At 72.2% G+C, this 14066-nt stretch carries 14 protein-coding genes and 1 pseudogene; 5 read left to right on the forward strand and 10 right to left on the reverse strand.

The annotated features are described in order from the left end of the window. Window positions 1–20: 20 nt before the first annotated feature. The 4 genes and pseudogenes from AB0I94_RS28960 to AB0I94_RS28975 form a co-directional block, all read left to right on the forward strand. Entirely contained in the window at window positions 21–611 is a 591-nt protein-coding gene (locus tag AB0I94_RS28960) for a DUF3090 domain-containing protein (protein ID WP_363312641.1), read from the forward strand. Next, entirely contained in the window at window positions 575–1441 is an 867-nt protein-coding gene (locus AB0I94_RS28965) for an SCO1664 family protein (protein WP_363312642.1), read from the forward strand. The genes AB0I94_RS28960 and AB0I94_RS28965 overlap by 37 nt, the downstream gene beginning before the upstream one ends. A 195-nt stretch (window positions 1442–1636) precedes the next feature. Beyond that, on the forward strand, window positions 1637–2866 hold the full coding sequence (gene mshC / locus AB0I94_RS28970; protein WP_363312643.1) for a cysteine--1-D-myo-inosityl 2-amino-2-deoxy-alpha-D-glucopyranoside ligase: 1230 nt from the start codon (window positions 1637–1639) through the stop codon (window positions 2864–2866). 93 nt (window positions 2867–2959) lie between these two features. Beyond that, a pseudogene (locus tag AB0I94_RS28975) lies at window positions 2960–3238 on the forward strand (NPCBM/NEW2 domain-containing protein); the annotation flags it as partial. Window positions 3239–3355: 117 nt separating this feature from the next. Here AB0I94_RS28975 and AB0I94_RS28980 read toward each other — a convergent pair. The 4 genes from AB0I94_RS28980 to AB0I94_RS28995 form a co-directional block, all read right to left on the reverse strand. Next, on the reverse strand, window positions 3356–3940 hold the full coding sequence (locus tag AB0I94_RS28980; RefSeq protein ID WP_363312644.1) for a hypothetical protein: 585 nt from the start codon (window positions 3938–3940) through the stop codon (window positions 3356–3358). Window positions 3941–3974: 34 nt separating this feature from the next. Then, window positions 3975–5780, reverse strand: a complete 1806-nt coding sequence (locus AB0I94_RS28985) for a S8 family peptidase (protein ID WP_363312645.1) — start codon at window positions 5778–5780, stop codon at window positions 3975–3977. Window positions 5781–6059: 279 nt separating this feature from the next. Then, window positions 6060–7100 carry a PAC2 family protein gene (locus AB0I94_RS28990; RefSeq protein ID WP_363312646.1) on the reverse strand — a complete coding sequence of 347 codons (1041 nt, stop codon included), beginning with the start codon at window positions 7098–7100 and terminating at the stop codon, window positions 6060–6062. Window positions 7101–7240: 140 nt separating this feature from the next. Next, window positions 7241–7912, reverse strand: coding sequence for a FadR/GntR family transcriptional regulator (locus AB0I94_RS28995; protein WP_363312647.1), 672 nt, complete (start codon window positions 7910–7912; stop codon window positions 7241–7243). 185 nt (window positions 7913–8097) lie between these two features. Here AB0I94_RS28995 and AB0I94_RS29000 point away from each other — a divergent pair, with 185 nt between their 5' ends. Further along, the gene (locus AB0I94_RS29000) at window positions 8098–8640 is read left to right on the forward strand and encodes a MarR family transcriptional regulator (RefSeq protein ID WP_363312648.1); all 543 of its coding nucleotides are present in this window, start codon (window positions 8098–8100) and stop codon (window positions 8638–8640) included. Here the strand turns inward: AB0I94_RS29000 and AB0I94_RS29005 are convergent. From AB0I94_RS29005 to AB0I94_RS29030, 6 genes are read right to left on the reverse strand one after another with little or no spacing between them, the layout of a single operon-like run. Next, window positions 8622–9641: an aromatic ring-hydroxylating dioxygenase subunit alpha gene (locus tag AB0I94_RS29005; protein WP_363312649.1), complete on the reverse strand. Its 1020-nt coding sequence runs from the start codon at window positions 9639–9641 to the stop codon at window positions 8622–8624. The two genes, AB0I94_RS29000 and AB0I94_RS29005, sit on opposite strands and share 19 nt — an antisense overlap. Window positions 9642–9646: 5 nt before the next feature. Continuing rightward, window positions 9647–9871 carry a recombinase-like helix-turn-helix domain-containing protein gene (locus tag AB0I94_RS29010; RefSeq protein WP_363312650.1) on the reverse strand — a complete coding sequence of 75 codons (225 nt, stop codon included), beginning with the start codon at window positions 9869–9871 and terminating at the stop codon, window positions 9647–9649. A gap of 19 nt (window positions 9872–9890) precedes the next feature. Then, entirely contained in the window at window positions 9891–10826 is a 936-nt protein-coding gene (locus AB0I94_RS29015) for a PDR/VanB family oxidoreductase (protein WP_363312651.1), read from the reverse strand. Between the two features lie 13 nt (window positions 10827–10839). Beyond that, window positions 10840–12465: a thiamine pyrophosphate-binding protein gene (locus AB0I94_RS29020; RefSeq protein ID WP_363312755.1), complete on the reverse strand. Its 1626-nt coding sequence runs from the start codon at window positions 12463–12465 to the stop codon at window positions 10840–10842. A gap of 38 nt (window positions 12466–12503) precedes the next feature. Then, window positions 12504–13289 carry an SDR family oxidoreductase gene (locus AB0I94_RS29025; RefSeq protein WP_363312652.1) on the reverse strand — a complete coding sequence of 262 codons (786 nt, stop codon included), beginning with the start codon at window positions 13287–13289 and terminating at the stop codon, window positions 12504–12506. A 19-nt stretch (window positions 13290–13308) separates the two neighbouring features. Beyond that, window positions 13309–14064: an SDR family oxidoreductase gene (locus AB0I94_RS29030; RefSeq protein ID WP_363312653.1), complete on the reverse strand. Its 756-nt coding sequence runs from the start codon at window positions 14062–14064 to the stop codon at window positions 13309–13311. Window positions 14065–14066: the final 2 nt, after the last annotated feature.

A 14066-nucleotide genomic window follows, 5' to 3' on the forward strand; every position in this document is an offset into this window, starting at 1 on the left:
GATCCCAATGGAGACAGGACGTGTCGCGTCAGGTGTTCCTCTACGACCCGCCGGACCGCTTCGTGGCCGGAACGGTCGGACTCCCCGGACGGCGTACCTTCTTCCTCCAGGCCTCCGAGGGAGTCCGGGTGACGAGTGTCGCCCTGGAGAAGACTCAGGTGGCCGCCCTCGCCGAACGCATGGAGGAGCTCCTCGACGAGGTCGTGCGCCGCAGCGGCGGCAACGCCCCCGTGCCCGCGGTCGCCCCCAGCGAGGTCGGTGACAGCGCGCCCCTGGACTCACCCGTCGAGGAGGAGTTCCGCGTCGGCACGATGGCGCTCGCCTGGGACGGCGAGGAGGAGCGGATGATCGTCGAGGCGCAGGCTCTGGTCGAGCTGGACGCCGAGTCCGACGAGGATCTCGCCGAAGCTGAGGAAAGGCTTCTGCAGGACGAGGAGAACGGGCCGCCGATGTTGCGCGTGCGGCTCACCGGGGCGCAGGCGCGCGCGTTCGCCAAGCGCGCCCTCGACGTCGTGAACGCGGGGCGGCCGCCGTGCCCGCTGTGCAGCCTCCCGCTCGACCCGGAAGGACATGTATGCCCGCGGCAGAACGGATACCGGCGGGGCGCGTGAGCACCTCCGAGGTGGCGGCGGACGCCGGGGTCGTGGAGCTGCTCACGCGCGGCGAGCTGACCGTCCGGGGACGGATCCGTGGTGCCTCGAACGCGGTGCTCTACTGCTCCGTCTCGTACGAGGGCCAGGAGGCCGCCTGCGTCTACAAGCCGGTCGCCGGGGAGCGCCCCCTGTGGGATTTCCCCGACGGGACGCTCGCGCAGCGGGAGATGGCCGCGTACGAGGTCTCCGAGGCGACGGGGTGGGGCCTGGTCCCGCCGACCGTCCTGCGGGACGGGCCGCACGGCGAGGGCATGTGCCAGCTGTGGATCGAGGGTTCGGACACCGACCCGGAGTCCGCCGATGGCGGCGGGGAGCTGCTGGCCCTCGTCGAGGGCGTGGAGCCCGGCGACGGCTGGAAGGCGATCGGCTTCGCCGACGTGGGGGAGGGGCGGACGGCGCTCCTCGTGCACGCGGACGACGAGCGGCTGCGGCGGCTTTCGGTGCTCGACGCGGTGATCAACAACGCGGACCGCAAGGGCGGCCATCTGCTGACCGACGGGGACCGCCTGTACGGCATCGACCACGGGGTCACCTTCCACGCCGAGGACAAGCTGCGGACGCTGCTGTGGGGGTGGGCGGGCGAGCCGCTGACCGCCGAGGCGGTGGGGGTGCTGGAGTCCCTGCGGGACGGGCTCGGCGACAAGGCGCCGCTCGCCCTGCGGCTGGGAAAGCTGATCACCGGCGCCGAGGTGGACGCGCTGCGCGCGCGGGTCGCCGCGCTGCTGGCGTCCGGGAAGCATCCCGTGCCCGGCGGGGAGTGGCCCGCCATCCCGTGGCCGCCGGTGTGATCCAGCTCCCGGCAGGTGCCCGGAGGCCGCGACGCCGCCGGGCGTGTGCCTGGAGGCCGCAAGACCGCCGGGCATGTGCCTGGAGGCCGCAACACCGCCGCCTCATAGCGGATCTCTCCCGCCCCGCCACCCGATTGTCCGGAACCTTGATCCCCCCGCTCGTATGCGGACGCTCCGTCCGGTTAGGCTCATGGCATGCATGCCTGGCCCGCTTCTGAGGTCCCCGCCCTGCCTGGCAAGGGCCGCGACCTCCGGATCCACGACACCGCGACCGGTGGTCTTGTCACCCTTGACCCCGGTCCCGTCGCCCGTATCTACGTCTGCGGCATCACTCCGTACGACGCCACCCACATCGGTCACGCGGCGACCTACAACGCGTTCGACCTGGTGCAGCGCGTGTGGCTCGACACCAAGCGGCAGGTTCATTACGTCCAGAACGTGACCGACGTGGACGACCCGCTCCTGGAACGCGCCACCCGCGACGGCAAGGACTGGGTCGAGCTCGCCGAGGGTGAGACCGCTCTGTTCCGCGAGGACATGACCGCCCTGCGGCTGCTCCCGCCGCAGCACTACATCGGGGCCGTCGAGGCGATACCCGGCATCGTGCCGCTCGTCGAACGGCTCCGGGACATGGGCGCCGCCTACGAGCTCGAGGGCGACGTCTACTTCTCGGTCGAGTCCGACCCGCACTTCGGCGAGGTGTCGGGACTCGACGCCGCCGCGATGAAGCTGCTCTCCGCCGAGCGTGGCGGCGACCCGGACCGTCCGGGCAAGAAGGACCCGCTCGACCCGATGCTCTGGATGGCCGCCCGCGAGGGCGAGCCGAGCTGGGACGGCGCCTCGCTCGGCCGTGGCCGCCCCGGCTGGCACATCGAGTGCGTGGCCATCGCCCTCGACCACCTGGGCATGGGCTTCGACGTGCAGGGCGGCGGCTCCGACCTCGCCTTCCCGCACCACGAGATGGGCGCCTCGCACGCCCAGGCCCTCACCGGTGAGTACCCCTTCGCCAAGGCGTACGTGCACGCCGGGATGGTCGCCCTGGACGGCGCGAAGATGTCCAAGTCCAAGGGCAACCTCGTCTTCGTGTCGAAGCTGCGGCGGGACGGCACCGACCCGGCCGCCATCCGCCTCGCGCTCCTGGCGCACCACTACCGCGCCGACTGGGAGTGGACCGACGCCGTCCTGACCGAGGCCCTGGAGCGCCTCGGCCGGTGGCGTGGAGCCGTCTCGCGTCCCGACGGCCCCTCCGCCGACGCCCTCGTCGAGGAGATCCGCGAAGCCCTGGCCAACGACCTGGACGCACCGGCCGCGCTCGCCGCGGTCGACGCGTGGGCGGCCCGCCAGGAGGCCGAAGGCGGTACGGAAGAGGGCGCCCCCGGCGTCGTCTCGCGCGCCGTGGACGCGTTGCTCGGCGTGGCCCTGTAACCACCGGTTCACCGAATGGGCCGCTCCGGAAGTCCAGGAGCGGCCCATCAAAGTCCTTGGCCGAGACGCACGTCGAGGCGCTGGACCACGGACCGCACCGCCACCCAGCGGTTCGCGGTCGCCGTCATGCCTCCGGTGCCGACGGCCGACACCTGGGCGAGCGACATGGCGTGGCTGAAGTCGGCCCATGGCTACGGCCCCGCCGAACGCGACCGCGGCAACGGGGAGTCGGGCGCCGCTGACGGCCACACGCTGGCCCTCGCCGGGACGACGTACGAGAAGGGGCTCGGCACCCACGCCGACTCCGCCATCGAGGTGTACACCGGTGGTCAGTGCTCGAAGTTCACCGCCGACGTGGGCATCGACGACGAGAGCAGCTGCGCGCAAGGGCCGCGCGCGAACCGGTCGCCGGTTCGCCGGCAGGGAGCTGCGCCGGGCGGGAAGGACTCCGCCCGGCGCCGCGGTCCGTTCACGCGACGGTGGGGAGCGTCACTTCGTGACCACGACGGCCAGCAGATACGCCGGGTTGTCGGTGTCGTAGTAGCCGTACACCCGCTGCCCGAAGGCGAACGCCTCCTGGACCTCGTCGCGGGTCTGCGGGTTGGGGTTGATGCACACCCGCCATGCGTCGTCGACCCACAGATAGAGGGCCGACGCCTGGCCGGGGAGGGGCTGGACGACGTCCCAGAACGACGTCGCGACATTCGACGCCATCGCCTGGGTGGAGATCTCGGGCGCCTGCGCCTGCGGAACGTTCTCCTGGCCGAGCTGCTGGAGCAACTGCTGGTAGGGCTGCTGCCGGCCGAGCTGTTGGAGCTGCTGCTGGAGGTGCGGCGGGGCCTGCTGCTGCATCCCCTGCGAGCCCTGCATGTCCTGCATTCCCGGTGTCCCCTGCAGGCCGCGCATGCCCTGCCGGCCGAACTGGTGCCGGCCTTGGGGCTGCTGGCCGAACGGCGGCTGTTGCTGTTGCTGTTGCGGGCCGAACTGCTGGGGCGGCGCGGTGCTCGGGCCCTGCCGGCCCTCTTGCTGCCGGCCTTGCTGCTGCAGGGGACTCATGTGCGGGGTGGTGCTCATGCCTGTGCCACCTTCCCTCGATGGTTGCGATGCCTCAGCCCGTGACGACCAGGCCGACGACCTCGTCGTCCGAGAACCAGACGCGTACGTCGGGGTGACCTCCGGCGAAGGCGGCGCGCACCGCCTGGCGGATGTCGGGGGACGGGTCGTTCAGGTTGCGCCACTCTCCCGCGACGAACAGCCGCAGACGCGGCGGGAGTTCGGGGGGATACGGGATCAGTTCGTCCCAGTAGCGCTCGGCCCGGCCGGAGCCCACCGCCGACGGCAGCAGGTTCGTGACCGCCGACCTGATGTCGGGACGGTTGCCGATCCGCTGCGAGGCCGGACGGCCCGGGGCGTCCTGCTGCGGCGAGCCCGTCGAGCGGAGCACCGCACGCGCCCGGTCCGGGTTCATCAGCTGCTGGCCCGCGGCCTTCAGCATGCCCTGCAGACAGGCCAGTGCGCCGACGACGACCGGTGAGGCGGACGAGGTGCCGGAGAACGTGTCCGTGTACCAGGCGATCTCGACCGGGCCGCCCTGCAGATCGCCCGGCTGGTTCCAGGAGCCGCCGGTCGTGGTCGTCTCGCGGCCCCAGCCCTGGGCGTCCACGCGGGCGCCGTAGTTGGAGAACCCCAGACGCGAGCGGTCGGGACCGTGATCGCGGCCGTGCGTGCCGGGCGGGGGCGCGCCCGCGCCGACCAGCACGGCGCGCGAGGGCTGGTTGGAGGGGTTGAAGGGGTTGCGCCACCACTCGGGGAACCCGTCGGGCCTGCGCTCGTACACCGCGTCGTCCAGGGACTCCGCGCCGTTGCCCGCCGCGCCCACCACGATGACGCCCTTCGCGGTGGCGTACCGGATCGCCGCGTAGTCGTCCGGCCACCACTCCAGGGCGACGTATCCACGCTGGTCGTCGCGCGGCTGGAAGTCGAACCGCGGTCCAGGGCGGTGCAGTTCGATCAGCACGATGTCACCGGGGCCGAGCCGCTCCGCCGCCGCGTGGATCGTGGCCGCGGTGCCAAGGGGCTGGAAGGAGGCCGTCGCGGTCATGGCCTCGGGCGCGATGCCGGTGATTCCCACCGAGTTGCGGTCGCCGCCGATCACACCGATCACCGCGGTGCCGTGGTTGCGCCAGGCCACGTCCTGGATGGGCGTGCCGATGACCACGCCGGCGAGCTTGCCGGCCAGGTCCTCGTGGCTCAGCTGCCAGGCGCCCTCGATGTCGATCACCGTGACGCCCTCGCCCGAACCGCCAAGACGCTGCCACGCCCAGTGCGCGTCGACGCCCTCCGGCGCGGGGCGCAGATAGCCTTGGCGGCCGGTGAAGTCGGGGGTGACGGGGGCGCCCTCCTTGCGGCGCCCCGACTCGCCGACGTCGGGCGAGCCGGACGGGCCCGACGGACGCTGGGCCGGGGTCTGCGCCCGGTCGGTCGCGCCGAGCGACGCCGGTACGGCACCCGGCTTGACGTACGCCGTGTCGATCCCCGGCAGCGCCGCCAACCGTGAGCGCAGCTCCTGTGCCCGGCTCTCGCCGCCGCGTACGCGGTAGAAGAGCGCCAGGTCGGGTACGCCGTCCTCGTCCGATTCCCGGTGCTGCCCGGCCGCGGGGTGCAGGCGCTCCTCGTTGCCGAACAGCGGTTCAAGGGCGAGCTGTTCGTCGCCGAGGAACATGTTCAGGGCCGACACGTCGGAGCCCGCCGCCGAGCGGACGCCCTCCGCCCCGGCCCGCAGCCGGGCCTCCGGCCGTGCGACGACGATCAGCTCCTGCTCGGAGGCATCGGGGGTGCGGTAGGTGAATCCCGCCCCGTCGGGTCCGGGGCCGTCGGCTCCCGGGCCCCCTGCCGGCTCTACCTGGTCGGTCATCGCTTCACCGCTCCCTTCGGTCCTGCGGGGGTGCCGTGCTGTGCGCTGTGGCCGCGCGTTCCGGGGCTCACCCTGCTACCGACGGGCGCGGCCGTCCACCCCCTTTGCCCCAACTGGGTTTGGAATCAAGGGGATCAGGGAACTTCGCGCAATTCGTCCGGAAGGCGATGTCACGCCTCGATCCGGCCACACGTCGAACGCGGTGGGGCGGCACCCTCGCGGATGCCGCCCCATGCCATGCGTCCTGTGCCGCTGTCAGTCCACGCCTGTGCCGCGTTGTCAGTCCTCGGACGAATCAGCGGGTCCGGATTCGCCGCTGCTCTCCTCGTCCGGTTCCTGTGCCGCTCCCGGGCCGGGCTCCGTGTCCGGGCGCGTCTGCGGCCTCGGCGGCCGTGTGCGGTCGCCGCCGGGGCTGTCGCGCAGATACGGGGCCGTGTCGCCGCCCTCCGTGGCGTGACCGCCGGGCACCGGCGGACCGCCGCCGTCGCGTCGCCGCAGATAGCGCTCGAACTCGCGGGCGATCGCCTCGCCGGTCGCCTCGGGCAGCTCGGCCGTGTCCCGCGCCTCTTCGAGCGACTGGACGTACTCGGCGACCTCGCTGTCCTCGGCCGCCAGCTGGTCCACGCCCACCTGCCAGGCGCGCGCGTCCTCGGCGAGGTCACCCAGCGGGATCCGCAGGCCGATGAGGTCTTCCAGGCGGTTCAGGAGGGCCAGCGTCGCCTTCGGGTTCGGCGGCTGCGAGACGTAGTGCGGGACGGCCGCCCACAGGCTGACCGCCGGGACGCCCGCGTGCGTGCACGCCTCCTGGAGGATGCCGACGATGCCCGTCGGACCCTCGTACTTCGTCTCCTCCAGGTCCATGGTGCGGGCCAGGTCCGGGTCGGAGGTGACGCCGCTGACCGGGACGGGGCGGGTGTGCGGGGTGTCACCGAGCAGTGCGCCCATGATCACCACCAGCTCCACGCCCAGCTCATGGGCGAACCCCAGGATCTCGTTGCAGAACGACCGCCAGCGCATCGACGGCTCGATCCCGCGCACCAGCACGAGGTCGCGCGGCTTGTCGCCGCCCACGCGGACCACCGAGAGCCGGGTCGTCGGCCAGGTGATCTTGCGGGCCCCGCCTTCCAGGAAGACCGTGGGGCGGTTGACCTGGAAGTCGTAGTAGTCCTCGGCGTCGAGCGCTGCGAAGACCTCGCCCTTCCACTCCTTGTCGAGATGCGCGACCGCGGTGGAGGCGGCGTCGCCGGCGTCGTTCCAGCCCTCGAACGCGGCCACCATGACCGGGTCGACCAGCTCGGGTACCCCCTCGAGCTCGATCACCCAGGCCTCCTTCCGACGTCCTTTACGTACGCCCCAACCTTACGGCGTCCGGCGGGGCCCTCCGCAGCCCCCTCGCGCGGGCTGCGATGAACGGATCACTGCCCCGCGGGAGGCTCGCGCACTCCCCCGGAACCTGTGCTTCACAGCGTCGAGCGCAGCCACTGCTCCACGCTCGCGATGTGGACCGTCGCCCATGACCTGGCCGCCTCGGCGTCGCGGTCACGCAGCGCGGTGAGGATCGCGCGGTGCTCGTGCAGGGTGCGGCTGACGGCGTCCTCCTGGGTGAGGCCGCGCCAGACGCGGGCCCGGGTGGTGGGTCCGGAGAGGCCGTCCAGGAGGGAGCAGAGCACGGAGTTGCCGGACGACTGCACGATGCCGCGGTGGAACTCCAGGTCGCAGGCGACCAGTTCCTCCACCGAAGGGGCCGCCCCCAGGGCGTCCAACTGCGCCGTCAGGACGTCGAGCTCGGCGTCGGTGATGCGGGCGCTGGCCATCGCCGTGGCGGCCGGCTCCAGGATGCGGCGCACCGCGAGGAACTCCAGGACCGTGTCGTCGCGGTGGAAGTCGACGACGAAGCTCAGGGCTTCGAGGAGGAGCTGCGGGTCCAGGCTCGTGACGTACGTGCCGTCGCCCTGTCGTACGTCGAGGATGCGGATCAGCGAGAGCGCGCGCACCGCCTCGCGCAGCGAGTTGCGTGACAGGCCCAGGTCGGCGGCGAGTTCACTCTCCTTGGGCAGCCGGTCGCCCGGGCGCAGCGCGCCGGAGACGATCATGCCCTTGATCTTTTCGATGGCTTCGTCGGTGACAGCCATGGGGACCTCGCCTCGCAGACGGAAGACATCCGATGTATCGGACGATTATGGCGTGCCCCGGCGCGGTCGTGCAGGTGGTCCCGCGCATACGCACTTCTCTCAGGGCTAAGATTTCCCTACTGACCGCGGGACGGCACTGACGGACGGCACTGACCGCGGGACGGGCGAGAGGGAGGCTACGGCACATGGCCGGGAAGAAGTCGGCGGGGCCCCAGCGGGACGCGGTCGCGTCGATCATCGAGGACTGGGCGAGGGAACGGCCGGATCTCGACACCGCGCCCCTGGAGGTCCTCGCGCGGCTGCACCGGACCTTCCTGCGTTACAACACCAGGCTCACCACGGCGATAGAGCGGCACGGCCTCGCGGTCGCCGGCTTCGACGTGCTGACCGCCCTGCGCAGGGCCGGGGCGCCCTACCGGCTCACGGCGGGCCAGCTCGCCGACTCCGGTCTCGTCTCGTCGGCCGGCGTGACGCTGCGCATCGACCGCCTGGAGAAGGACGGCCTCATCGTGCGCGAGCGCGACGCGCAGGACCGCCGCGTCGTCTACTCACGACTCACCGAGACGGGCCTCGCCAAGATCGACGAGGTGTTCGCCGAGCATCTCGACAACGAACGCCGGATGCTCGGCGGACTCTCCCCGGCCGAATGCCGTCAGCTGGCCCGCCTCATGTCCAAACTGGAGCGGTCCATCACCGACTCCGACGAGCCTCACGAAGCAGAGGCCTGAGCCTGAGCCTCCGCGCGGTACATCCGGCGCAACCGGACCACGCCCAGGTCGTGCTGGTAGAGGTTCTCGCGCTGGTCGGCGTCGGCGGGCATCGCCTCCAGCATCACGCGGTCCTGTTCGAGGACCTGCCAGTGGCGCTCCTCGATGAGGGTCTTGTACAGGAAGCGCCAGGTGTCGCGCTGCCACCCCTGCACGCGGCGGTAGCGCCAGAAGAAGACTCCGGTGCGGTTCTCGTCGACAGGGCAGACCATGCCGACGATCCCGAACGGACCGCCGGGACCGGCCGATGGCGGGTACGGGATGGTCAGGTCGACCCAGTCCACACCAGTGCGGCACAGCTCCACCCAGTCGAAGTTGACGCCCCGCTGGTCGGTCTTCTCGAAGAAGTAGCCGCGGTCCGTCTCCCGGATGCGGAACTTGGCGGTGGTGTCGCCGTCGTACATCGTGTGCGACTCGTGGTGCAGGAAGGCGCCGTGCATCGGGTCGAGGAGGTTCTCCACCGCGAACCGCCAGGGGCCGTTCCACTCCGCGTAGCAGAGGATCGCGTCGACGTCGGGGTCGGTGAGCGGTTCGGGCAGCGTCAGTTCGGCGGGCTCCGGGTGCCGCTCGTCGCCGAAGTACGCGAGGATCGCGCCGCCGATCTCCCGTACGGGCAGCGACGTGACGAGTTTCTTGCCCTCCAGGCTGCAGCCGGGAAGGCCCGGTACGGAGGAGACGGTGCCGTCGGTCTCGACCTCCACGCCGTGGTACCAGCAGGCCACCCGGTCCCCGAGGTGTTTGCCCAGAGAGAGGGGAGCCCCGCGGTGCGGACAGCGGTCGGCGAGCATCGACAGGGCGCCGTCGGAGCGGCGGAAGAGCAGCCACTGCTCGCCCAGCGCGGTGACCTTGCGCATGGCGCCGGGGGCGACGAAGCCCGAGGGGACGACGGGGTGCCACTGGTTGCGCAGGCCGGTGGCGTAGATGTGGTCTGCGGAAGCGGTTGGTCCTGCGAGGGTGTTCATCGGGGTCACGCTCCCAGTCGGTTCATCTCGGCACGGAAGGATTCTTCGGTCCACGGGGCGCCGTCGGGCGCGTGCACCTGACGGGCGTTCAGCCCGCCGACGACATCGGCGAGTTCGTGTCCCTCCTTGGTGAAGACCTCTTCGAGGGTGGCGGCGAGCTTGTACTCGTAGGGGGTCGGCTCGTGCGTACGGGACTGGTGGATGTCCAGGTACGGCCAGGTGGTGGTCACTGTTGCCTCCGGTGGGGAATCACAGGTCGAGGACGAGACGGCCGGACGCGCAGCGCGAGACGCAGATCATCATCGAGGCGTTCGCGGCGTGCTCGGCCGCGCTGAGCAGGAAGTCGCGGTGGTCGGGCGTGCCGTCGAGCACCCGGGTCTCGCAGCTGCCGCAGATGCCTTCCTGGCAGGAGCTGCTGACGCTCAGGCCCGCGGCCTCGGCGGCCCGCAGGATGGAGGTGTCGGCGCCGACGGAGAGAGTCAGGCCGGATGTTCGGCACTCCACCTCGAACGCGGAGTCGTCCCCGGCGTGCTCCCCGACGGGCGCGGCGAACCGCTCCACGCGCAGCCGGTCCGCCGGGCAGAGCGCTTCCACGGCGGCGAGCAGCGGCTCAGGCCCGCAGCAGTACACGAGAGTGCCGTCGGGCAGCCCGTCGAGTGCCGACGGGAGGTCGATGTGCCCGTGCTCGTCCTGCGGCACGACGGTCAGGTCGCCGTCCAGGGCGGCGAGTTCCTCGGTGAAGGCCATCGACTGCCGGTTGCGTCCGCCGTACACCATGCGCCAGTCGGCCCCGCGCCGCGCTGCCTCGCGGGCCATGGCGAGGAGCGGGGTGACGCCGATGCCGCCCGCGACGAAGAGATAGCTGGGGGCCTCCTCCAGAGCGAAGTGGTTGCGCGGCTCGGAGGCGGTGACCGTCTGCCCCGGCCGCAGCCTGGTGTGCACGTGCCGTGAACCGCCGCGCGAGGAAGCCTCATGGAGGACGCCGATGCGGTACGCGGACGCGTTCTGTGGGTCGCCGCACAGGCTGTACTGGCGTACGTGCCCGCCCGTGTGGAGGTCGAGGTGCGCGCCGGGGGTCCAGGCGGGCAGTGGCTTGCCGTCCGGGTGGGCGAGCTCGACGGAGAGCACTCCGTCCGCCTCCCAGGTCATGCGGCGTACGAGCAGCGTGAGTTCGCTCTCGCTCATGGTGGAGTCCTCCTCACTGGCCGGGGATCTTGACGGGCGGGGTGAACGGGTTCTTCATCGGTCCCAGGCGGGCCAGGTCGACCTCGACGAGGGTCGGCCCGTCGGATTCGACGGCGTGGCCGATCACCGGGTGCGCGTGCTCCTCGGCGGCGATCCTGGCGTAGGGCAACCCACAGGCCCTGGCCAGGAGTTCGAAGTCAGGAGTGGCGAGGTCGACTCCGGAGCGGCGCTCGCTGTAGCGGTCCTGCATGTTGCGCAGGACGCCGTAACCGCCGTCGTTGAAGACGATCAGTGTCAGGCGGGGCCGCTCCTGGGCGAGCGTGAGCAGTTCGCCCAGGTGGACGGCGAGCCCGCCGTCGCCCGCGAGGACGACGGTGGGCGCGTCGGGCCGTGCGAGCGCCGCGCCGATGCCCATGCCGAGCCCCTGCCCGATGCCGCCGCCGCGCGGGAAGACGTTGTCGCGGGGGTCGTACATCTCCAGGAGCCGGTTGCCCCAGCTGCTGGACGGGATGGTCACGTCCCGTGCCACGACCGCCTCGCGGGGGAGCGCGGCCCGGATGGCGTCGCAGATCGCGGCCTGCGGGCCGATGGTGGCGTGCAGGGTGGCGCGGACGTCCGCGCGGACGTCGGCGACCCGCCGCGTCCAGCTCTCGTCGGCCCGGCGCGCGTGCGGCAGCAGAGCCGAGAGCACCTCGGGCGCGTGACCGTGCAGGGCGTGGAGTGTCGGGTACGCACGGCCGAGGGCGCCGGCGTCGACGTCGATCTGGATGTGCGCGTCGGGGAGCGTGAGCCCGTAGTCGGCGGTCTCGTTGGACCGGAAGTGCGTGCCGACGCTCAGCAGCAGGTCCGCGTCGGCGAGGAGAGCGCGGGCGGCCGGGGTGGTGGCGAAGTTGCCGATGACCTGGGGGTGGTCCTCGGGCGCGGCACCCCGGCCCGAGTTGGAGGTGAGCAGCCCCGCGCCGGTGGCGTGCAGCAGCTCGGCCAGCTCGGCGCGCGCACGGGTGGCCCCGCCACCGGCCCAGACGAGGGGGCGCTCGGCTGAGGCCAACAGGGCGCGTGCGGCGTCCAGTTCAGCCTGGCCGGGGTGGGGGAGGACCGGGGCGGGCACCGAGTCGGCGGCGTCCGTCTGGGCCGCGTACTGCAGGTCCACCGGCCACTCCACGCTCGCCGGGCCGCCCGGATCCGCCAGGGCCGCTCGTGCCGCCTCGCGCAGGATCCGGCCCGCGTCGGCAGCCGACGGGACGGTTGCCGCGTACGTGGAGACCGCCCGGAGCATGCCCAGCTGGTCCTTGGTCTCGTGGATGAAGCCACGGCCGCTGCCCAGGAACTCGCTCTCCACCTGGCCGGTGACATGCAGGACGGAGGTGCCCGCGCTGAGCGCCTCGACCAGGGAGCCGGCCGCGTTGCCCGCGCCCGTCCCCGTCGAGGTGAGCGCGCAGCCGAGCGAGCCGCGGGCCCGGCCATAGGCGTCGGCCGCGTTCACGGCGGTCGCCTCGTGGCGCACCGGGACGAACCGCAGCTCCCGGTCGACGGCCTCGACCAGCGGCAGATTGTGCACGCTGACGATCCCGAAGACCGTGTCGACGCCGAGTTCCCGCAGGACGGCGACGAGGAGATCGCCGCCGGTGGCGTACTGCATGAGGGGTGTAGGAGGCGTGGGTGGCATGGGTGAGCTCCTCAGAGGATGCCGCGGCCGACGCCGCCGCAGACGTCGATGCTGGTGCCGGTGGTGTACGAGGCGCGGGGCGAGAGCAGCGCGACGATCGCGTACGCGACCTCCTCCGCGCGGCCCAGGCGGCCGAGGGCGATCCCGCGGTCCGCCGCGAGCTCCGCCTGCCAGTCCTCGTAAGCGAGCCCCGAGTCGGCGGCGGCGTGGCGGCGGGTCCACTGGCCGGTGTCGATCAGGCCCAGACAGACCGAGTTGACGCGGATGCCCTCGGGGGCGAGCTCCGTGGCCAGGGACTTGGAGAGGTTGAGGATGCCCGCACGGGCGGCGCTCGTGGTGATGAGGCGGGGCTCGGGCTGCTTGGCCAGCACCGCGTTCACGTTGACGACGCTCGCCGCGTCCGACGCCGCCAGATGCGGGCGGGCCGCGTGCAGAGGGTGGAGGACCCCGGCGAACTTCAGCTCCAGCTCGTCGCGCCAGTCCTCGGCGGTCGACTCGGCGAAGCCCTTCATGCGGGACTGCCCCGCGTTGTTGACGAGCCCGTCGAGCGAGCCGAAGGTTTCGGCCGCGCGCTCGGTGAACTCCCGCACGGCGTCCGCGTCGCGTACGTCGCACACGCCCGTGAGGAGGCGGTCACCGCCGCCGAGGCCGGCCGCCGCCTTGGCGAGGCGGTCGGCGTCACGCCCGCAGGTCGCGACGCGCGCGCCCTCGTCGAGCAGGGCACGGACCGTGGCCAGGCCGACGCCCGAGCTGCCGCCGGTGACCAGGACGGTCCGGTCGGAGAGGCCCAGATCCATAACTCAGTGCTCCGTTCCGTCAGTTCATGGTGAAGCCGCCGTTGACGGCGATCACTTGTCCGGTCAGATAGCGGGACTCCTCGGAGAGGAGGAAGGAGACGAGCCCGACGAGGTCGTCCGGCTGCTGCGGGCGTGAGATCGCCCGGTTGCCCCGGTAGAGCGCGTGCCGCTCGGCGGGGACCGTCTCGGTGGCCTCCACCTCGGTGAGCCCCGGAGCCACCGCGTTCACGGTGATCCCCTTGTCGCCGAGCTCCCGTGCCATCGCCCGGGTCAGCGCGATCACCGCACCCTTGGAGGCGATGTAGTGGGCCAGGCGAGGCGACCCGTAAAGAGCCGCGTCCGACGCGATGTTGACGATGCGCCCGGGGGAGCCGAAGAGCGGGTGCAGGGCCTTGGCGACCAGCCAGGGGCCGCGGGCGTTCACCGCCATCAGGCGGTCCCACACCTCGATGTCGATGTCCTGGAACTCCTTGCCGCCGACACCGTTGGCGAGCGCGGCATTGTTGACCAGGCCGTACAGCGCGCCCAAGTCGCTCACGCGGGCCCGCAGTTCATCGACCGACCCGGGGTCCGCCACGTCGCACCGCACGAAATGCGCGTCCAGGCCCTCCGCGCGCAGCCCGGCGACGGCTTCGCCGCCGAGCCCCGCGTCCACCTCGGCGACGACGACCCGGAAGCCGTCCTCGCCCACCCGGCGGGCCATGGCCAGACCCAGGCCACGGCCCGCGCCGGTGAGGACGACGGTGCGGTCGTCGGTCGTGCGGTCGTCACTCACGG

Source organism: Streptomyces sp. NPDC050147 (assembly GCF_040660195.1).
GTDB lineage: Bacteria > Actinomycetota > Actinomycetes > Streptomycetales > Streptomycetaceae > Streptomyces.